19 protein-coding genes and 2 pseudogenes are annotated in these 18,531 nt (G+C 73.1%); 7 read left to right on the top strand and 14 right to left on the bottom strand.

Annotated features, from left to right (window positions below):
• Nucleotides 1-390 precede the first annotated feature (390 nt).
• The 4 genes and pseudogenes from E3Z34_RS01035 to arr all read left to right on the top strand — a co-directional run.
• Nucleotides 391-610 (top strand): annotated as a pseudogene (locus E3Z34_RS01035) (heavy-metal-associated domain-containing protein); the annotation flags it as partial.
• A 106-nt stretch (nt 611-716) separates the two neighbouring features.
• Nucleotides 717-2,702 carry a heavy metal translocating P-type ATPase gene (locus tag E3Z34_RS01030; RefSeq protein ID WP_134772115.1) on the top strand — a complete coding sequence of 662 codons (1,986 nt, stop codon included), beginning with the start codon at nt 717-719 and terminating at the stop codon, nt 2,700-2,702.
• 112 nt (nt 2,703-2,814) lie between these two features.
• A pseudogene (locus tag E3Z34_RS20035) lies at nt 2,815-3,153 on the top strand (putative immunity protein); the annotation flags it as partial.
• Nucleotides 3,154-3,333: 180 nt separating this feature from the next.
• A complete protein-coding gene (gene arr, locus E3Z34_RS20030; protein ID WP_420819003.1) occupies nt 3,334-3,765 on the top strand; it encodes an NAD(+)--rifampin ADP-ribosyltransferase in 432 nt (143 codons plus the stop codon).
• A gap of 75 nt (nt 3,766-3,840) precedes the next feature.
• Here the strand turns inward: arr and E3Z34_RS01020 are convergent, their stop codons facing one another.
• Complete coding sequence (locus tag E3Z34_RS01020) at nt 3,841-4,602, bottom strand: DinB family protein (RefSeq protein ID WP_134772114.1); 762 nt, start codon at nt 4,600-4,602, stop codon at nt 3,841-3,843.
• Entirely contained in the window at nt 4,599-6,083 is a 1,485-nt protein-coding gene (locus E3Z34_RS01015) for a cryptochrome/photolyase family protein (RefSeq protein ID WP_134772113.1), read from the bottom strand. The genes E3Z34_RS01020 and E3Z34_RS01015 overlap by 4 nt, the downstream gene beginning before the upstream one ends.
• Nucleotides 6,084-6,165: 82 nt before the next feature.
• Here E3Z34_RS01015 and E3Z34_RS01010 point away from each other — a divergent pair, with 82 nt between their 5' ends.
• Entirely contained in the window at nt 6,166-7,440 is a 1,275-nt protein-coding gene (locus E3Z34_RS01010) for a serpin family protein (RefSeq protein ID WP_134772112.1), read from the top strand.
• Between the two features lie 43 nt (nt 7,441-7,483).
• Here E3Z34_RS01010 and E3Z34_RS01005 read toward each other — a convergent pair whose 3' ends face one another.
• From E3Z34_RS01005 to E3Z34_RS00990, 4 genes are all read right to left on the bottom strand, one after another.
• The gene (locus E3Z34_RS01005) at nt 7,484-8,419 is read right to left on the bottom strand and encodes an ABC transporter substrate-binding protein (RefSeq protein ID WP_134772111.1); all 936 of its coding nucleotides are present in this window, start codon (nt 8,417-8,419) and stop codon (nt 7,484-7,486) included.
• A gap of 82 nt (nt 8,420-8,501) precedes the next feature.
• On the bottom strand, nt 8,502-9,200 hold the full coding sequence (locus E3Z34_RS01000) for an ABC transporter permease (RefSeq protein WP_134772110.1): 699 nt from the start codon (nt 9,198-9,200) through the stop codon (nt 8,502-8,504).
• Nucleotides 9,197-9,838 carry an ABC transporter permease gene (locus E3Z34_RS00995; RefSeq protein ID WP_134772109.1) on the bottom strand — a complete coding sequence of 214 codons (642 nt, stop codon included), beginning with the start codon at nt 9,836-9,838 and terminating at the stop codon, nt 9,197-9,199. The genes E3Z34_RS01000 and E3Z34_RS00995 overlap by 4 nt, the downstream gene beginning before the upstream one ends.
• Entirely contained in the window at nt 9,835-10,899 is a 1,065-nt protein-coding gene (locus E3Z34_RS00990; protein ID WP_134772108.1) for an ABC transporter ATP-binding protein, read from the bottom strand. The genes E3Z34_RS00995 and E3Z34_RS00990 overlap by 4 nt, the downstream gene beginning before the upstream one ends.
• Before the next feature lie 35 nt (nt 10,900-10,934).
• On the opposite strand from E3Z34_RS00990, the gene E3Z34_RS00985 reads away from it, so the two are divergent.
• Complete coding sequence (locus E3Z34_RS00985; RefSeq protein ID WP_134772107.1) at nt 10,935-11,438, top strand: hypothetical protein; 504 nt, start codon at nt 10,935-10,937, stop codon at nt 11,436-11,438.
• 24 nt (nt 11,439-11,462) lie between these two features.
• Here E3Z34_RS00985 and E3Z34_RS00980 read toward each other — a convergent pair whose 3' ends face one another.
• From E3Z34_RS00980 to E3Z34_RS00960, 6 genes are all read right to left on the bottom strand, one after another.
• On the bottom strand, nt 11,463-12,218 hold the full coding sequence (locus tag E3Z34_RS00980; RefSeq protein ID WP_134772106.1) for an anti-sigma factor: 756 nt from the start codon (nt 12,216-12,218) through the stop codon (nt 11,463-11,465).
• Complete coding sequence (gene sigK, locus E3Z34_RS00975; RefSeq protein ID WP_238695280.1) at nt 12,215-12,790, bottom strand: ECF RNA polymerase sigma factor SigK; 576 nt, start codon at nt 12,788-12,790, stop codon at nt 12,215-12,217. Before sigK ends, E3Z34_RS00980 begins: the two co-directional genes overlap by 4 nt.
• 97 nt (nt 12,791-12,887) lie before the next feature.
• Nucleotides 12,888-13,586 (bottom strand): CopD family protein, encoded by a 699-nt coding sequence (locus tag E3Z34_RS17570; RefSeq protein WP_158288570.1) that lies wholly within the window; start codon nt 13,584-13,586, stop codon nt 12,888-12,890.
• A complete protein-coding gene (locus E3Z34_RS17565; protein ID WP_158288569.1) occupies nt 13,583-14,230 on the bottom strand; it encodes a hypothetical protein in 648 nt (215 codons plus the stop codon). Before E3Z34_RS17565 ends, E3Z34_RS17570 begins: the two co-directional genes overlap by 4 nt.
• Entirely contained in the window at nt 14,230-15,024 is a 795-nt protein-coding gene (locus E3Z34_RS00965; protein ID WP_134772104.1) for a class F sortase, read from the bottom strand. Before E3Z34_RS00965 ends, E3Z34_RS17565 begins: the two co-directional genes overlap by 1 nt.
• A gap of 13 nt (nt 15,025-15,037) precedes the next feature.
• Nucleotides 15,038-15,802 carry a CHRD domain-containing protein gene (locus E3Z34_RS00960; RefSeq protein WP_202976994.1) on the bottom strand — a complete coding sequence of 255 codons (765 nt, stop codon included), beginning with the start codon at nt 15,800-15,802 and terminating at the stop codon, nt 15,038-15,040.
• Nucleotides 15,803-15,946: 144 nt separating this feature from the next.
• Between E3Z34_RS00960 and E3Z34_RS17560 the strand changes: the two genes are divergently transcribed.
• The gene (locus E3Z34_RS17560) at nt 15,947-16,123 is read left to right on the top strand and encodes a hypothetical protein (RefSeq protein ID WP_158288568.1); all 177 of its coding nucleotides are present in this window, start codon (nt 15,947-15,949) and stop codon (nt 16,121-16,123) included.
• Nucleotides 16,124-16,605: 482 nt separating this feature from the next.
• Here the strand turns inward: E3Z34_RS17560 and E3Z34_RS20025 are convergent, their stop codons facing one another.
• Together E3Z34_RS20025 and E3Z34_RS00950 are read right to left on the bottom strand one after the other, a co-directional pair.
• Nucleotides 16,606-17,481, bottom strand: coding sequence for a DUF2971 domain-containing protein (locus tag E3Z34_RS20025; protein ID WP_420819002.1), 876 nt, complete (start codon nt 17,479-17,481; stop codon nt 16,606-16,608).
• A gap of 169 nt (nt 17,482-17,650) precedes the next feature.
• Complete coding sequence (locus tag E3Z34_RS00950; protein WP_134772102.1) at nt 17,651-18,520, bottom strand: toll/interleukin-1 receptor domain-containing protein; 870 nt, start codon at nt 18,518-18,520, stop codon at nt 17,651-17,653.
• Nucleotides 18,521-18,531: the final 11 nt, after the last annotated feature.

The raw sequence follows: 18,531 nt of genomic DNA, 5'->3' as shown, positions 1-18,531 counted from the left end.
GCGTTCCTGACGTTTTTCCACAGGGGCTCGGCTTGCCCCTGTGACCGGACGCGCGTTCCTGACGCTTTTCCACAGGGGCTCGGCTTGCCCCTGTGACCGGACGCGCGTTCCTGACGTTTTTCCACAGGGCTGACCGCGTCACCCAGACCTGTGCACCCGGAACGACCTGTGCACCGGCTATACCCCGTGCACACGTGCTGTTGAGGTGCACAGGTCCGTGGGACGGGGGCGGGGGTATGAGGCGAGGCGGCACAGGCGTGCGTCGAGCCACCACCGGGGAGCCGGGGCGCCCGGGGGACTTGATCTGCGTCAAGGAACGGCGGGCGACTGATCCGTACGGTCGAAGAACACCGGCCCACACAGGGCTCGGACCGACGGAAGGACATCTCCATGAGCACCACCGCCAGCACCACCACCACGATCCTGGGCCGAGGGCTTCTCCTGCCCCAGCTGCGTGGCCAAGATCGAGAAGCAGGTCGGCCGCCTCGCAGGGGTCGAGTCGGTGACGGTGCACTTCGCCTCGGCCCGGGTCGAGGTCGTGCACGACCCCGCGCGGGTCACCGCCGACGACCTGGTCGCCGCCGTGGCCAAGGCCGGCTACCGGGCGACCCCGCCGCCTTCTGAGGCCACCGGCAGGCCGCGGGCCGCATACCCGGCCCTCACCCGCCCCCCGAGCCTCCGCCTGCAACCTCCGACCCCTCCTGGAAAGGACTCACGTGAACCCCACCCCCTCGTGGCTCGCGCTGCGCGGCCGCTGGGCCGTCCCGGCCGCCTCCGGCCTGCTCATCCTCGCCTCCCTCGCCGGCAGCCGTCTCGCCGGGAGCGAGACCTGGGGCGACCTGCTCATGGTGGCCGCGGCGGTCGTCGCCGGCGCCCCCGTGGTGCGCAAGGCCCTCAGCGCCCTCACCGCCCGCGTGATCGGCATCGACCTGCTCGTGTCCGTCGCGGCCGTCGGGGCGGTGGTCATCGGGGAGTACTGGGAGGCGGCCGCCGTGACCTTCCTCTTCACCGTCGGCCACGCCCTCGAGGACGCCACGCTGAGCCGGACCCGCTCGGCCCTCGCCGAGCTGGTCGCCGTGGCCCCGGACGTCGCCGTCGTCCTGCGCGACGGGGAGCAGGTCGAGGTCCCGGCCGCCCGGGTGGGCCTGGAGGAGACCGTCCTGGTCAAGAACGGCGCCAAGGTGCCGGTCGACGGCGTCGTGACGGGTGGGACCGGGGCGCTGGACGAGGCGTCGATCACCGGGGAGTCCATCCCGGTCGAGAAGACGGCCGGCGACCGGGTCTTCGCCGGCACCGTCTCCACCGGCGGCTTCCTGCAGGTGAGGGCCACGGGGGTCGGTGCGGACACGACGCTGGCCCGGATCATCCACCGGGTCGAGGAGGCGCAGGACGCGAGGGCGAGGACCCAGAAGTTCATGGACCGGTTCTCGGCCTGGTACACCCCCGCGATCATCGTGCTCGCGGTCGGCCTCGGCCTGCTCACCCGGGACGTCGTCCTGGCCCTGACGCTGCTGGTCATCGCCTGCCCCGGCGCCCTGGTGATCTCCATCCCCGTCTCGGTCGTCGCCGGCATCGGCCGCGGTGCCAAGGACGGCATTCTGGTCAAGGGTGGCGAGTTCCTGGAGACCTCGGCCCGCATCGACGCCGTGGCGCTGGACAAGACCGGCACCCTGACGCAGGGGCGCCCGCGCGTCACCGACGTCGTCGTGCTCGACGCCGCCGGTGGACCGGGGTCGGTGGACGAGGACGAGGTGCTCCGGTATGCCGCTCGGGCCGAGGCCGGCTCCGAGCACCCGCTCGCCCGGCCCGTCCTGGAGGCCGCCGCCGCGCGGGGTCTGGGCACGCCGGGTCTGCCGACGCGCACCGAGCCGGTGCCCGGGCAGGGCATCGTCGCCCATCTCGACGGTCACCGTGTCGCCGTCGGCAACCTGGCCCTGCTGCGGGCCGAGCAGGTGGTCGGCAGCGAGGAGGACGGTCAGGCCGCCCGGGTCGTCGCCGACCTCGCCCGGAGGGGCCGCACCCCCATGGTCGTGGCCTGCGACGGGCACGCCGTCGGCGTGGTCGCGGTCGCCGACGAGATCCGCCCGGACGCTCCCGAGATGGTGCGGCGGCTGCACGCCGCGGGGGTCCGCAAGGTCGTCATGCTCACCGGGGACGTCGAGCCGGTGGCCCGGGCGGTCGGGGACGCGGTCGGCATCGACGAGGTCCGCGCCGGGCTCCTGCCCGAGGACAAGCTCGAGGCCGTCGAGGCGCTCCGGGCGCAGGGGTACACCGTCGCCATGGTCGGTGACGGCGTGAACGACGCCCCGGCCCTGGCCACCGCGGACATCGGCGTGGCCATGGGCGCGGCCGGCACGGGCGTCGCGATCGAGACCGCGGACATCGCCCTGATGAAGGACGACCTGCTCAAGCTCCCCGAGGCGCTCTCGCTGGCCAGGCGCACGGTCACCACCATGCGGCAGAACATCGCCATCGCCCTGGCCACCGTGGCCGTCCTCATGCTGGGCGTCCTCCTCGGCGGGGTCACGATGTCGGTCGGGATGCTCGTGCACGAGGCGTCCGTGCTCGTCGTCATCGCCAACGCGATGCGGCTGCTGCGCAGGCGGGCGTCCGCGGCCCCCGGCGGCCCGCGCACCCCCGCACCGGGCGGGGACGTCCCCCGCGGCCCGAGCCGGAGGACGGGGCACCCTCAGCACGTCTGATCCCCCCAGGACGTCTCGTCGATGCGGCTGTCTTCCCCTGTCTCACCAGGGAGCAAGACAGCCGCAGACGACGCCATCGACGGGAGCGGTCCGGGCTGCGACACTCGGGAGCATGGGCATGCCGTCCTCCGAGATCCCGCTCACCGTCGAGGAGCTGCGCGCGGTGACCGGGTATGCCGTCAGCTGCGCCGAACCCGTCCAGGGGATCTTCGCCCGCGCCTGCCCGCAGGACGGCCGCCCGGCGGCTGCCCTCGACGCGGCGCGAGCCTTCGCCGGTGGCGCGCCCCGCTCGCGCCTCCAGCGGGAGGCGGCGACGCACGCTCACCGGGCCGCGCGCGAGGCACCCACCGAGGCGGCCCGGTATGCCGCGAGCTCGGCCGCCCACGCCAGCGCCTCCGCATACCTCCACCCGCTGCCGCGGGCGACCCAGCTGGGGCACATCCTGGGGGCCGCCGCGCACGCGGCGCGGGCCGCCGAGCTGGCGACCGGCGAGGACGCCGTGGTGGCGGAGTACCTGCTCGACGGGGCGGCCCGCAGGATGCCGCCGGAGGTGCTCGAGGTGCTGGGCCGCTACCCGCGGGCGCCGGGTGGCGGTGGGCGCGTCGACGAGCTGCTGGCCCGGCTCGACCGCCTGCTGCGCGACCCGCCCCCGTCGCCCCGGGTGGTGGACGACCCCGGGCCGTTCTTCCACGGGACGCGGGCGGACCTGCGCCCCGGAGACCTGCTGACGCCCGGTCGACGCTCCAACTACGGCTCGCGGCGTCGGGCCAACCATCTCTACCTCACCGCCTCCGAGCACGGGGCGCCGCTGGCGGCGGAGATGGCGCACGGCGAGGGACGGCCGCGGGTCTACCGGGTGGAGCCGCTCGGGCCTCTCGAGGACGACCCCAACGTCACCGACAAGAAGTTCCCCGGCAACCCGACCCGGTCCTACCGCACGACCGAGCCGCTGCGCGTGCTCGAGGAGGTCCTCGACGCCCCGCCGCCCTCGCCCGAGGTGGTGCGCCACCTGCGGGCACGGATGGCCGAACTGGCCGAGCTGGGGATCGAGGCGATGGACTGACCCGTGGCGCCGTGGCGCCCCGGCCAGGCCTTGGCGCCATGGCGCCCCGGCCAGGCCGAGGTCGTCCTGCCCGCGTCACCCGTCCCCGTCAGGCTCCGCACCAGCGGCGGCGAGGGCGTCCAGGTCACGGACGGCGTAGCGGTGGTGCTCCCACTCCTCCTCCAGGATCGTCCGCAGGCAGGACAGGACCGTCTCCGGGTGCTCGGGGGCGTGCGGGTTGGCCCGCCCCTCCGCCAGCACCTCCGGCGTCACCCCGTCGAGGACGTCGCGCACCAGCCGCTGCCGGTCGGCCCGCGCGGCGAGGACCTCGGCGTAGGTCGGGTCCGACCGGGAGAGGTCGGCCTCCTCGAACGCGCTCGAGCCGCTGCTGTCGGCCAGGCCCAGCGGGTGGAACGGGTCCGCCTGCCGCAGCACCGCCCGGCCCAGCCAGGTGTCGGTGGCCAGCACCAGGTGCCGCAGGGTCTGCGCGAAGGACCACTCCCCGTCGACCGAGACGTCCACGGTGCCGACCGGCATCGCCTCGACCCTGGCCAGCGTCCGGCCCCAGGTCCGCTGCAGCGCGCTCCAGGCTGCGCGCAGCCCGTCCGGGTCCCCGGCGTGGCGCAGCTCCCGACCGGGGAAGCGTCGGTCGAGCTCGGCGTCCACCAGCGGCACGACGTCGACGCCGTTGACGAGCAGCCGGCTGCCCCCCTCCAGCAGCCACGGCGAGTCGAGCTCCATCCCGGCGATCTCGCTCCCCCGCACCACCACCCCGCTCAGGTCGCACCCCACGAAGCGCGACCCCCGCAGCGTGCGGTCGACGAACGTCCGCCCGGCCAGGGTCTCCGGCTCGGTCATCCCTTGACCTCCTCATACCTCGCCAACGCCTCGCGCCGCTCCTCGGCGTGGTCGACGATCCGCCGCGGGTAGTCGTGCGCGTAGCCCTCGTCGTGGTCCCAGGGCCGGTGGACCGCCGCACCCGGGAGGTGCCGCAGCTCGGGGACCCAGCGGCGCACGTAGTCGCCGTCGGGGTCGAACTTCTCGCCCTGGCTCACCGGGTTGAAGACGCGGAAGTAGGGCGCCGCATCGGTGCCCGTCCCCGCCACCCACTGCCACCCGTGGTTGTTGGACGCGAGGTCACCGTCGACGAGCCGGTCCAGGAACCACCGGGCGCCGACCGGCCACCAGACGTGCAGGTCCTTGGTGAGGAAGCTCGCGGTGATCATCCGGACCCGGTTGTGCATCCAGCCCATCCCCAGCAGCTGCCGCATCCCCGCGTCGACGACGGGATAGCCGGTCCTCCCCTGCTTCCACGCCTCGATCGCGTCCTCCGGCTCGTCGTAGCGCATCCCCGACAGCGCGGGCCGCAGGTCCTGCCAGGCGGTGGCCGGCTGCGCGTGCAGCACGTCGGCGTAGAACTCCCGCCAGGCCAGCTCGGTGACGTAGGTCTGCGCTCCCTCCCCCCGCCTCCGGGCGAGGTCGGCCAGCAGGGTCCGCGGGTGCAGGGCGCCGATCTTCAGGTATGGCGACAGCCGGCTCGTCCCGTCGGCCGCCGGCCGGTCGCGGTCGCGCCGGTAGGACGTCATGCCACCGTCGAGGAACTCCCGCCAGCGCGCCAGCGCGGCGTCCTCCCCCGCCCGCGGCAGGGCGGGCAGGTTGGGCCCGGCGAGCGCCTCGGACAGCAGCCGGTCGGCGTCCTCGTCCCGGCCGAGCTCCACCAGGTCGAGCCGCTCGGGCCGCGGGGCGGGTGCCGGCCAGCCGTGCTCGCGCCAGGCGCGGGAGAAGGGGGTGAAGACCTTGTAGGGAGATCCCTCCTGGGTGCGGATCGTCCCGGGGTCGACGGCGTAGGGCGTGCCGGTCTCCACCCAGGCCACCGTCGGGTCGTCGGGCCGGCCCGGGCCCTTCCCCCCGTCGCTCCTGCCTGACCCGGCCGTGGAGTGATCCCCCTCGAGGGCGGCGCGGACGCGCCGGTCGCGGCGCACGCCATACCCGGTGGTCTCGCGGGTGAGGTGCACGCTGCCGGCTCCGACCTCGCGGACGACCGCCGGGACGACCTCCTCAGGACTCCCCACCCGGACGACGAGCCGCCCGTCGAGGTCGGCGTCGAGCGCCTGCAGGCTGGCGGAGAGCCACGCGCGCCGGACCGGGCCGGCACCGCTCCACAGCGCCGGGTCGAGGACGAAGAGCGCGACGACCCCCGCGTCCGCCCCCGCCGCGGCCTCGGCGGCGGCCGCCAGCGCGGGGTGGTCGCCGGTGCGCAGGTCGCGGCGCAGCCAGAGGACGGACGGACCGCGCCCCGCGCCCTTGGTCGTCGAGGCGTCGGGCCGCGGTGTCTCCATGGAGCGACCCTAGCGACCGGCACATCGGATCCGCCCGCTGCGCGTCACGGCGGAGGCGCCCGCCCGGGCGTAGCCTGCGGCCATGCGACGGAGCGTACGGACGTGGGGCGTGAGCCTCGGGGTGGGCCTGTCCCTGGTGCTGGCCGGCTGCGGCGGGACCTCCGTGCAGGTGACGGTGCTGGGCGGGGGGCAGGCACGGACGGTCGTGGACCCCGCCGAGGCGGAGGCGCTGCCGGACCTCGTCGCCGCCGCCGACGCCCTGGCACTCGACCTGCTGGCCGGGGCCGGCGACGGGACGACCGTGACCTCCCCGGCGAGCCTGCAGGTGACGCTCTCGATGGCCGCGGAGGGGGCCGAGGGTCCGACCCTGGCCGAGCTCGAGGCGCTGGTCGGCGCCTCGGGACAGGCCCGCACCGACGGGATGAACGCGCTGACCGGTGCGCTCGACGACCTGGGCGGCGACCCCGCCGTCGTGCAGGAGGACGAGCTGCCCGACACCCCGGTGGTGCACCGGGCGAGCCGGCTGCTGCTCGACGACTCGATCACCGTGGAGCCACCCTTCGTCGACGTCCTCGCGAGGTCCTACGGCGCACCGGCCCAGACCACCGACCTGGCCGACGACGGCGCCCAGCAGGTCCTCGACCTGTGGGTGGAGGAGCAGACGGGCGGCCTGGTCCCGCGGTCGGCCATCACCCCGGGCCCGGACCTGCTGCTCGTGCTCCAGGACGCCATCGTGCTCGCCGCCCGCTGGGAGCAGCCGTTCGCCGCGGAGCTGACCCAGCCGCACCCCTTCACGCTGGGCTCCGGCGAGGAGGTGGAGGTGGACATGATGAGCACCGGGGGGCCGCAGTCCCTCGCCTACGCGGAGCTGGACGGCTGGCAGGCCGTCCGCCTGCCCTACGCCGGCGGACGGCTGGCCGCCGACGTGGTCCTGCCGCCCGAGGGCGGCGCACCCACGGACCTGGCCGCGCCGGTGCTCCGGGAGATCCTCGACGGCCTGGACACCGAGGAGCCCACCGACCTCCTGCTCCGGATGCCGACCGTCGAGGCCCGGTCGACCCTGGACGTGCTCCCGTTCCTGGCGGAGCGGGCCCCCTCTGCTCTCCAGGGCGGGTTCGGCCGGATCACCGACAGCCCGCTGAAGATCAGCCAGGTCGTCCAGCAGGGGGTCCTCGTCGTCGACGAGGACGGCACCCTCGCCGCGGCGGTGACCGAGATGGGCATGGCCGGCTCGGCGCCCTCGGAGCCTCCGGTGGAGCTCGTGGTCGACCGGCCCTACCTGGTCCGGATCGCCGACGGCCGGACGGGGTGGCCCCTGTTCGTGACCCACGTCGCCGACCCCCGCGCGCAGGGGTGAGGAATCCGCTACCCGGGCATCAGGTATGCGGTGCCCCGCCGTCTCACATCTCGTCCACGAAGGCCCGGGCGACGTCCGCCGGGTCCTGACCCTCGCTGACGACCTCGACCATCATCGCCGTGAGGTTGTCGGTGGTGAGCGCCGCCGACACCGCGTTCAGCGCCTCCTCCACCGTCCCGTTGACGACGTCGGTGCTGATGAGCGGCACGATGTTCTGCGCCGCGAAGAGCGACTCGGGGTCCTCCAGCACCACGAAGTCGTTCTCCCCGATCGCGGGGTCGGTGCTGAAGATGTTCGCCACGTCCACCTGGCCGTTGATGAGCGCCTGCACCGTGAGGTTGGAGCCCGCCGCCAGCGACCGGAACGAGCTGAACTCCAGCCCGTAGGTCTCCTGCAGCCCGTCGACGCCGTTCGGTCGGCTCTCGAACTCCGGCGGGCCGCCCAGCACGAGCTCACCCGCGTGCGGCTCCAGGTCGGCGATCGAGGCGAGCCCCAGCTCGTCCGCGGTCTCGCGGGTGACCACGAGGCTGTCCTTGTCCTCAGCCTCGCTGATCTCGAGCAGCTGCAGACCCTCCGGCAGGTTGTCCTGGGCCTCCGCGAGCACCTCCTCCGAGGAGGTCACGGTGATCTCGGGGTTGAGGTAGGTGGCCAGGCCGCCGGTGTACTCCGGGATGAGGTCGATGGAGCCGTCCTCCAGGCCGGCCATGTAGGCCTCCCGGCTGCCGATGTTGAGCCGGGTCGTCACGTCCACCCCGGCGTCCGACAGGGCGGCCGCGTAGATCTCGGCCAGCAGGACGTTCTCCGGGAAGTTGGCCGAGCCCACGATCACCTCGCCACCCTCGCCGCCACCGTCGGTGGCCGAGCCCTCGTCCTGGGTCGGGGACCCGGCGTCGGTATCCAGGGGGTCGCCGCCGCCACCGCAGGCGCCGAGGGCGAGCGTGGCGGTCAGGGCGAGCACGAGGGCTGGGGTATGGCGCATGCGTCTCCTCAGGTGGGTGGTGGTGCAGGTCAACGGTGCCACGTGCGCGCGCCGGGCGCGACCCGGCGCGCGTCGACGGCCCTCAGCGGGCCGCCGCCGCGTGGGCCAGACCCGGGGAGACCACGAGCCGCTGCACGAGCGCGAGCGCCTGGTCCACGAGCAGCGCCAGGAGCGCGACGGCGATCGCGCCGCCGGCCATCTGCTCGAACTGCCGGCTGGCCTGACCGTCGATGAGGAAGCGGCCCAGCCCGCCGAGGCCCGCCACGGCGGCGATCGTGGCGGTGCCGATGATCTGCAGCATGGCCGAGCGCAGGCCGGACATGATGAGCGGGAGCGCCCCGGGGATCTCGACCTGACGGAGCACCTGGCCGCCTGTCATACCCACGCCCCGGGCGGCGTCGCGGGCGGCCGCGTCGGTGGCCTCCACGCCCGCGTAGGTGCCGGAGAGGATCGGCGGCACGGCCAGGAGCACGAGCACGATGAGGGCGGGCAGCTCGAAGGCGAGGTCGCCGCGCAGCCGCGGGAGCAGGAGCAGGAAGGCGACGAAGAGCACGCCCAGGCTCGGGATCGCGCGGAAGCCGCCCGCCAGGTTGATCGCCAGCCACCGGAACCGGCCGGTGTGCCCCACCCACAGCCCGGCGGGCACGGCGATCGCGGCGGCGACCAGGAGGGCGACGAAGGACAGCCGCAGGTGCTCCAGCGCCTGGGCCGGGATCCCGCCCGAGCCCTGCCAGTTCGCGGGGTCGGTGAGCCACTCCCAGGTCAGGGCGAGGGTGTTCACGCCGGGGTCCTCCTGCTCAGCCAGGGGGTGAGCACCCGCGCCACCAGGGCGATCGCCGCGTCGAGGGCCACGGCCAGCACCACGCAGGCGAGGATGCCGACCAGGATCGGCCCCATCGCGTTGCGGTTGAAGCCGTCGGTGAAGAGCTGCCCGAGCTGGCTGACCCCGATGAGGGCCGCGATCGAGACGATCGAGACGTTGCTGACGGCCGCGACGCGCAGGCCGGCCGCGATGACGGGGATCGCGAGGGGGAGGTCGACGGCGCCGACGCGGCGCAGCTCGCCGTAGCCCATCGCGGTCGCGGCCTGCCGGACCGGGCCGGGCACCGAGCCGAGCCCGTCGGCCACGCTGCGGGTGAGCAGGGCGACGGTGTAGATGGTCATGGCCACGAGCACGTTGACGTCCGACAGCACCCGGGTGCCCAGCACGAGGGGCAGGAGGATGAAGAGGGCCAGGGAGGGGATGGTGTACATCAGCCCGGTGCCGGCGATGATCGGCGGCCCCAGCCAGCGGACCCGGGTGGCCAGCCATCCGAGGGGGAGGCTGAGCAGCAGACCGACGAGCAGCGGCAGCCCGGCGAGGTAGAGGTGGCGCAGGGTCAGCTCGCCGAGCGTGGACCAGGCGACCCCGAGGATCACGGGCGGTCCCCGAGCGCTGCGAGCACGTCCTGGGCGGTCACCGTCCCGACCACCCTCCCGTCCGCGACGACCACCCCGCGACCGCTGGGCGAGGACAGGGCAGCGTCGAGCAGCGCCCGGGCGCTCTCCCCCGGCGCGGCCAGCGCACCGACCCGGTGCAGCCGGTCCTCGCGGGCGGGGCCGCCCCAGGAGTGCGCGTCGACCCAGCCGAGCGGCATACCGGAGTCGTCCGCGACCAGCACCCAGCCGGACCCGGCCGGGATCTGCTCCCCGATCCGGACGGTCGCCTCGCGGCGCGGCTCGACGGCGACGTCCGCGAAGCCGAGGGCGCGGTAGCCGCGGTCCTTGCCCACGAAGCTGGCCACGAAGTCGTCGGCGGGCTCGGCGAGCAGGTCCGCCGGGCTCGCGAACTGCGCGAGGTGCCCGCCCTGGCGCATGACGGCCACGGTGTCGCCCAGGGTGAGCGCCTCGTCGATGTCGTGGGTGACCAGGACCACCGTGATGCCCAGGTCGCGCTGGAGGCGGCGCACCTCCTGCTGCAGGTCGGCACGCACGAGGGGGTCGACGGCACTGAAGGGCTCGTCCATGAGCACCACGTCCGGCCCGCTGGCCAGCGCCCGGGCGACCCCGACCCGCTGCTGCTGCCCGCCGGACAGCTGGGCGGGGTAGCGGCGTGCCTGGTCGGCCGTGAGGCCGACCTTCTCGATCGCCTCGAGCGCGGCGCTGCGGGCCCGGGCCCGGTCCCAGCCGAGCAGCCGCGGGACCGTCATGACGTTGGCCAGGACGGTCCGGTGCGGGAAGAGCCCGGCGTGCTGGATGACGTAACCGATCGAGCGGCGCAGCTGGGCGGCCGGGCGGGCCGTGATGTCCTCGTCGTCCAGGGTGATCCGGCCCTCCGTGGGCTCAACCATCCGGTTGATCATCCGCAGCGTGGTCGTCTTGCCGCAGCCGGACGGGCCGACGAGCACCGTGATGCCACCCCGGGGGATGTCGAGGGTCAGGGCGTCCACGGCGACCGTGCCGTCGGGGTAGCGCTTGGTGACGCTCTCGAACCGGATCACCCGGCCCACCCTAGGCGGACGGGCGATGATGAGCCATGACCACACCCTGGCCCGACCTGACCGTGTCGACGAGCTCGCAGGCCCTCGGGGGCGACGGGAGCTTCCGGATGATGCCCACCGACGCCTTCGCGGCCGGCCCGGCGAGCGGCCGCGTCGAGGTCCACGCCGGCGGCCACGCCCTCCTCGCGACCTACACCTGGACCCACCCGCAGGACGGCCCGCAGGAGGGCGTGCTCCTCGTGGGGTCGCCGGAGGAGGACGGCACGGTGCGGGCCACCTGGCTGGACGGGTGGCACCAGCAGCCCGGGCCCATGCACCTCTCGGGCTCCCTGGAGGGGGACACCGTCCGGCTCGGTGCGACGTATGCGGACACCTGGGGCTGGCAGGTCGACCTCACCCTCGGCCGGGGGACGGTGCGGATGGTGATGCGCAACGTCGTGCCGGAGGAGGCCGTGGCGCAGGCGCCGGAGGGGACGAACGCCTCGGCCGGCCCCTACGACGTGATGGACCTCCGGCTCACCTGCGGCCCGCCCGGGTGAGGTCGGGGTAGCGGGACCGGGCTCCTACCCCAGCGGGACGACGCCGACGGGGTCGGTGGTGGGCTGCGCCGAGCCACCGTCCGGCTCGACCGTGAGGCCCACCACGGCCGCGCCGGAAGGGGAGCCGTCCAGCAGCACGGAGCGCTCCTGCGCCGCCTCGGCGTCGAGGACGCCCGCCGAGCGGGCCTGTCCCTCGTTGTCGATGAACCAGGCCTGCAGGACCGAGCCCGAGGGCGGCAGCTCCAGGTCCTCGGGCAGCCGCAGGACGGCCCGGTCGGCCGCCTTGGAGGTGACGACCGCCAGGCCCGGGGTCTCCTCGGACTCGTACTCCTGGGCGTCGTCGGCGCTGACCACCTGGTCGAGGGGATCGGGCGTGAGGGTCTGGGACACGCCCCACCCCCCGACCCCCACGACCACGGCGGCTGCGGCGGCGGCCCACCAGCCGCGACGGTGCCCGCCCTCGGCCCGCCGGTGCCTCCGGTCGCGGGTCAGTGGCACGACGTCCCCGCGGGGGGCACCGTCGGGATCCGGGTCGCCGGAGGCTCGGCGCGGCCCGGCCGCCTCCGCGGCGACCGCTCCCAGGACGCGGTCCCGCAGCTCCGGCGGCGGCGGCACCTCGAGACCCTCGGACAGGGTTGCTGCCGCGTCGGTGAGCTGGGCCACCTCCTGCCGGCACGACTCGCACGAGGGCAGGTGCGCGGCGAAGGCCTCCCGCTCCTCGTCGTCGACGGCGTCCACGGCGTAGGCCGCCGCGAGGTCGTGCAGATCCCGCTCGTTCATCCCTGCTCACCTCCTACCATCTGGACCCTCAGCTTGTGCAGACCGTCCCTGATCCGGGTCTTCGCCGTGCCGAGGGGTATGCCGAGCCGCCCGGCCACCTCACGGTGGGTGAGCCCGCCGAAGTAGGCCAGCTCGACCGTGGTCCGGTGAGGCTCTCCGATCAGCTCGAGCGCCTGCTGGAGGCGCTCCGCCTCGACCCGTCCCAGCGCCTCCTCCGCCGTGGAGTCGTACTCCGGTGTCGTCTGCTGGAGTTCGTAGCGGCGGAGGCGATCGGATTGCGCCTGCTCGGAGCGGACCCGGTCGACGGCCCGGCGGTGGGTCAGCGTCATCAGCCAGCCGAGCGGGGACCCCCGCTGCGGGTCGACCTCCCCGGCCTGGCGCCATACCTGGACGAAGACGTCCTGGGTGACCTCCTCGGCGAGGGCGCGGTCCCGCACGATGCGGAGGGCCAGCCCGAAGACGCGCGGGGCCACGAGGTCGTAGACCTCGGCGAGGGCGTCCTGGTCCCCGGTCGCGACCAGGGCCAGCAGCCGACCCAGGACGGGCGCGGTCGGCTGCTCGGCGGACCGCACATCGCCTCCCGGGGGATTCACTCGAGGTGGCCCTGGCATCGCCACGACCTCAGCGTAGTCGGTGGGCACGAGGTGACCCGACCTGCGCACCGCGGGGTCAGGGGCCGGCGCGGACGCGGAGGGTGTCGGGCGAGCGACCGTCGGCGGAGCCCCCGGCCCGGCTCACGAAGTCGTAGTCGCCCGGCTCGGCGGGAGCCACGAAGGTGAGGATGGTCCGGGGCCGCACGTCGACGTCGAAGCTGCCGTCCACCGCGCTGATGGTGGCGGCCGACGTGCTGGGGTTGTGCACCGTCACCGCCTGGCCCGGCCGCACCGTGCCGGCCACGTGGAACCGGTCCTCGTCGACGAGGATGGCGACGGACAGCTCCCCGTGGTCGTGGCCGCTCATGTCCTCGGTGGCCCCCGCGGTGGGCGCGGGAGACGCGGCCAGGGCCACGGACAGGGTGACCGTCAGGCCCATGAGGACGACCTCCGCCACGCCGAGGCGGACGAAGGCACGCGGCGCACCGTCGGCCAGGGCCGGCATGGTGCGTCGACGGTGCCACCATCCGACGGCCGTCAGGAGCCCGAGCAGGACCGTCTTGAGCAGGAGCAGCCGGACCCACCCCTCGCCGGCCCACGACGCCGCGGGCGGGCCGGCCACCAGCAGCGCGGACACCATGCCCGAGGTCAGCAGCAGGACGACGCAGGCCAGCGCCAGGGCGCTGAACCGGCGGACGGCCGCCACGGTGTCCGGACGGTGCCGGCCGTGCAGGAGCAGACCGACCAGGCCCCCGACCCACAGGCTCGCGGTCACGACGTGGACGACAGCGCGACCACCGCAGGGAGGTGGTCGTCCGCGGCCGCGGGATGACCGGCGAGCACGCCCGGCAGGACGGCGGCGGCGAGCGCGACCAGCAGCAGCGCGACCGCCCCCGTGCGGGTCCGGCCCCGACCCTCCCGGGCTCCTGCGCGCACCGATCGGGCGCTGCCGGCGACCACCAGGGTCAGCAGCCCGACGACCCAGGCCGCGGACCGGCCGGCGGGGAGCTGGGTGGGCAGGAGGAGGACCGCCTGCGGCGACAGACCCGTGACCGGCACGCCGTGGACGGAGCTGACGGTGAGCACCAGGGCGGTCAGCTCGGCGACCAGCCAGGCGCAGGTGGACCAGGTGGCGCCCCGCAGCGCCCGGGCCGTCGCGGTGCCCGTGCCCGTCGGGGAGAGCAGGGCGGCGTAGGTGAGCTGCCCGATCGTCAGCACGGCCAGGCCGCGGACGACCAGGTCGACGAGCGGACCGCCCCAGCCCGTCACAGCACCCGCGTCCGGCAGCCCCGGGAGGGGTGCCTGCGGCGCGCCTCCCCCCGCCAGGAGGGCGACGACGAGGATCCCCGCCAGCAGCAGGACCGCAGGCAGCCCCACCCCGAGCACCCGCATGGTCGGGCCCTGGGACGGGGTCGGCATCAGACCTCGCGGGCGAAGACGATGACGTTGTCGGCGAAGCGGCCCGTGCTCTCGGCGATCGTGCCGCCGCAGGTGATGAGCCGCAGCTCGGGTCCCGCCGTGTTGCCGTAGACCTCGACCGTGGGGAAGTCGTCCTTGGGGAACTGTCGGAGGTCGTACACCTCGAAGGTGGCGACGGAGCCGTCCTCGCGGGTGACCTCGACCGTGTCGCCGACCTGCAGACGCGCCAGGTCGAAGAAGATCGACGGACCCCGCCCGATGCTGCTGACGTGCCCCTCGATCACCGCCGGACCGGTCTCACCGGGTCGTGGTGAGCCGTCGTACCAGGCGGCGGTGTCGAAGTCGGGGCCCTCGGGCACCTGCAGGGTGCCGTCCGGGTTCAGCCCGAGATGGAGCAGGTCGGACGTGACCCCGATGGCGGGGATGGACACCGAGACCGGGAGCGCGACCGGGACCGCTTGCTCGGTGGGCTCGGCCGACGTCGCCTCGGGCGCAGCCGAGGCGGCACCGGTCTCGGCCGAGGACGGCGTGGGCGGTGGCGGGCCGGAGGTGGCAGCAGGGCCGGTCACCGGACCCGGTGTCGGCTCCGCCGTCGTGCCCTCCCCCGCCGCGGGGACGGAGAGGGCGGGTGGGGTGGGTGTCCCCCCCTGGGCGGACCAGCCCACGGCCACTGCCGTCCCGCCACCGAGCAGGAGGGCGAGCGCGGCGGCCGTGCGGAGGGCCGGACCGGGACGTCGGGCGGCGGGACCGGAGGTCCCCGTCCCCGTCGCCGTCCGCCCGACGTCCTCGGTCATCAGCAGGCCCGGCTCAGCCGGCCGCGGTGCGGCGACGGGCGAGGACCAGCGCGCCACCGACGAGGGCGACGCCGCCTCCGGCAGCCAGCAGCAGGTTCTGGCTGCCCGGGGCCGCCTCACCGGTGTCGACGCCCCCGCTGGGCACGCCGCTCATCTGCGAGGCCTGGACCACACCGCACAGGGCGGGGTCGGTGGCCTCACCCGGGAGCGAGGGGTCCAGGTCGGAGGGACCGCGGTCACCCTCGTCATACTCACCGTTGCCGTTGTGGTCCACGCCGTGCACGACGACGACGGCCTCACCCGCCAGGATGGCGTCGGCCGTGGCCTGGTCGACCTCGATGCCGCCGCGGGCGTAGCTCACGTCGTCCCCGACGCCGAAGCGGTCGATGGCCAGGCCGGAGTCCGCGCTGGTGTCGCCCTCGGTGGTCAGCGAGATGGCGATACCGCCGTAGGCAGGCCCACCGTCGCTGGTGCTGAGGAAGCCGTCGCCGTCGGCGTCGTCCTCGGCGGTGGGGCACGCGTGCCGTGCATCCGCCCCGAAGTGGACGTGCGCCGCGTGGGGCGCGTCCGCGAGGAGCCCCTGGTAGGCCAGGGTGAGGTCGACCATGGTGCCGTCCACCTCGAACATGGCCGACCCGGTGCCCGGGGCGTCGTTGAGCGGGACGGGCTGCAGGTCGGCCATCGCCGAACCCGTCGCGGCGACCGCGGGCGCACCGGCCAGGAGCATCACGGCGGCACCGGCGGCGGGGAGGGCCAGGAGTGTGCGGGAGATGTGCATCGGGTAGTCCTTCTGTCGGGACCCGGGGGGACGCTGCACGCGCACCGGCCGGGTCGGGCGATCCCCACCGTCGGTGGGGCTTCCCCAGGCATTCGTCACCGGTCGAGGATCGGATTGGACCTCCCGGGGACGGCGAAGGCCCGGATGATGATCAGCGACCGCAACGAGAAGGCCGAGTCGCAGAACCGTGCCGAGTCCCTCCTGGAGGCCAACGCGCTTATCCAGATCGACCCCGTCGAGGGGACGGTGTCGCTGAGTGCCCCCTACGGCCCGCGCAAGACGTGGGGCGAGAAGGGGCGGCAACGCCAGTCCGGTCGATGACGCGACCGACAGCGACGGTGGCGTCGACGACGGCAGCACCGGGGTGTCCCAGGGGCCGGTGTCGCCCAGCGTCTCCGACAGCACCGGGTCCGACGCGGGCTTCGGGTCGGACTCCCACGCAGACACGGGCCCCGGCTCGGTCAGCGACAGCGGCCAGCGGCAGTCCCCGGTCGACCCGGCGGAGTCGAACTCGCAGAACTGAGGTGCGGGAGGAGAACTTCCGGGCTGTGGTGGCCGGGGGACCTCAGCGGTGGCATACCGCCTACCCGTCGGGGACCTCGGCCCCGGTCGCGCCTTGATCGCGGTCTTCGCGATCGCGGTCGACCTGCACGATCGCCCCGCTGCGCAATCTGGCCGCGCTGGAGTGCACCGGCACCGCGGGGGTCGCGTCAATTCGCCCAGAATGACGCGGCGGTGGACGTCAAAGAGCGTGGCGAGAATTGCTCACATTCAACGTGGCGTCGATCTGGGATTGACGACAACTACCGGAAGGGAGATGCGCTATGCGTAGGGTCGAAGTCCAATCCCGCGCGTCGAAGGAGTTGGCTGGCTCCGTGAAAAGCTGGTTCCCGATGTGGGGTAGGTCCGATCATTACGTGGTCTGGAAGGTAGGGGTCGCATAGCGGCGCAGTCCAGACTCTGCCCTCAGCCTCTGGCGGCGGGACTCCGAGAGAAACGAAAGGGGTTACGCCGAATCGTGACTGTCGAAATTCTACGGCGCGACTATCTGGTGGCGACGTTGCCACAAGCCGGACTTCCTGCTCATCCGCGAAAGACGGGTGCTTGCAAAAAACCAAGAGTGACATGAGAGTTGCTGCCGCGTTCTCAGGACGATAACCACCGTAGACATCCTCCGCTCCTGAAGCATTCGTGGGAGGGACCGGAGGTTCCGAGGTAGCGGGTGAACCGTTAGAATCATCCCTTGACGCCGCTGCTGCACAGTAACTCAAGCCGCGAAGCAGCAGCTGATGCTGCGCGTTTTTCTCGTATAGCACTCGCCCCCACCGGGGAGCCAGATGCGGCAGCGGGTCGAGGGACCGAGGCGGGCTGTGCCTGTCCAGCACAACCAGATCTTGGACGCTGAAGCCAAGCGAGTATCCGGGGTCTGCGCTGTATCCACGCCATTGTCCCAAAGAGTCCTCCGCTTCAGATGCGCAGAAGATGAACAGGGGGTATCGGTCGAGAACACTCTTGAGGCTGCTTTCAACCTCCACTAGATGGGCCTCCTGGTAGGGCTCCAACTGCCCGCTCCCTAGGATACCTTCGATCAATTCATGCACGAGCCTTTCGCCGTAGTGGAACTCGGCCTCGTCGTTAAGACACAGGACCGAGGTTGCACGCACCCTGCCCTCGGTCATCATCCCAATCGCGCCAGCGGCGTCGGTGTAGTGCCAAACGGTGGTCCCGCCTGGCACTGGTTCGATGACCGGCGCTAGCAACCGCGTGGGGACTCCCGATATTGACACCGGTGGGTCGAGTAAGGGTAGAGGAAGCTGTATTCCTGAGACCCTTGAATCCACCTCACGGTCAGTCATCCTGATCGTCTCCCCGCATGGACCGAGCCAGAAGATCGGCGATCTCATCGAGGCCATGATCTGCGGTGCTCAGTCCGCTGCGGTCTCCAAGTAGAGCGCTAAAGTCCTGCATCTCGGAGAATGAAAGTCCGGCAAGCACCGGAATGACGCGTTTGCGACCGTTGATCAGAGCTGCAAGTTCGTGCTTTGTCCAAAACCGATTAGGCTCAATGTAGGCCGGTGTTACGAAACAGAGACCCACGCGCGCCCGCCCGATGCCTTCGTCGATAGCGATCGTCTGTGACGAGCCAAGGGTGATTTTTTCGTCGGCCATCCAAACGTCTAGACCGCGCGCCTTAAGTTCGTCGCGAAGTCGACTAGCGACAGCCTTGTCGGGGCTAGCGTATGAGAGGAAGACGTCCACGTCGCGAGGGACAGGGTCGGTGGCAACCGCGGTTGCTAGCGATCTGAGTGCGACGGACTCGAGGTCACTGACTCGCGAGACTAAGTTGTCGGTCGATTCAGAGAGCGCCTCCAACTCGCGCGTAACCCGCCGGTCTTGCCGAGTTCGCTCCTGGGCGGCCCTCAATTCAGCACGCCGTCTCGCTTGAACAGCGGAGGCCTCTTCACGGTCAACCTTCTTCTGCAGGTTGGCGACCACCCGGTCTTGTTCGGCGACTTTCCCCTGGGCCCGAACCAGGTCTTTCTCGAGCCGCGCGACCTGTAGCTCCTGTGTTCGTCGCGCCGCTTCACTACTCGCTCGGCTAACCCTTGGGCGCTGCTCACTAAGTCGGCGAGCAATGGACTGAGCATCCTTGATCAAGCGGATCCGTTTTTCGCGCTCTCTAACCAATTGTTTTTGGTGCTGTTCAAGCATGCTCATTGTGGTCACCT

It is taken from the genome of Ornithinimicrobium flavum, from assembly GCF_004526345.1.
GTDB lineage: Bacteria > Actinomycetota > Actinomycetes > Actinomycetales > Dermatophilaceae > Ornithinicoccus > Ornithinicoccus flavus.
Note: the sequence above shows the minus strand (reverse complement) of the source record. Positions and strands in the feature narration are given on the sequence as shown.

Bases quoted from the DNA above. Each gene is read 5' to 3' on its own strand.
- E3Z34_RS01015 (WP_134772113.1), bottom strand. From the start codon at position 6,083: ATGGAGACACCGCGGCCCGACGCCTCGACGACCAAGGGCGCGGGGCGC.
- E3Z34_RS01020 (WP_134772114.1), bottom strand. From the start codon at position 4,602: ATGACCGAGCCGGAGACCCTGGCCGGGCGGACGTTCGTCGACCGCACG.
- E3Z34_RS00950 (WP_134772102.1), bottom strand. From the start codon at position 18,520: ATGAGCATGCTTGAACAGCACCAAAAACAATTGGTTAGAGAGCGCGAA.
- E3Z34_RS20025 (WP_420819002.1), bottom strand. From the start codon at position 17,481: ATGACCGAGGGCAGGGTGCGTGCAACCTCGGTCCTGTGTCTTAACGAC.
- E3Z34_RS00980 (WP_134772106.1), bottom strand. From the start codon at position 12,218: ATGAACGAGCGGGATCTGCACGACCTCGCGGCGGCCTACGCCGTGGAC.
- E3Z34_RS01005 (WP_134772111.1), bottom strand. From the start codon at position 8,419: ATGCGCCATACCCCAGCCCTCGTGCTCGCCCTGACCGCCACGCTCGCC.
- E3Z34_RS00965 (WP_134772104.1), bottom strand. From the start codon at position 15,024: ATGACCGAGGACGTCGGGCGGACGGCGACGGGGACGGGGACCTCCGGT.
- E3Z34_RS00985 (WP_134772107.1), top strand. From the start codon at position 10,935: ATGACCACACCCTGGCCCGACCTGACCGTGTCGACGAGCTCGCAGGCC.
- E3Z34_RS00960 (WP_202976994.1), bottom strand. From the start codon at position 15,802: ATGCACATCTCCCGCACACTCCTGGCCCTCCCCGCCGCCGGTGCCGCC.
- E3Z34_RS17565 (WP_158288569.1), bottom strand. From the start codon at position 14,230: ATGCCGACCCCGTCCCAGGGCCCGACCATGCGGGTGCTCGGGGTGGGG.
- E3Z34_RS01010 (WP_134772112.1), top strand. From the start codon at position 6,166: ATGCGACGGAGCGTACGGACGTGGGGCGTGAGCCTCGGGGTGGGCCTG.
- E3Z34_RS17560 (WP_158288568.1), top strand. From the start codon at position 15,947: ATGATGATCAGCGACCGCAACGAGAAGGCCGAGTCGCAGAACCGTGCC.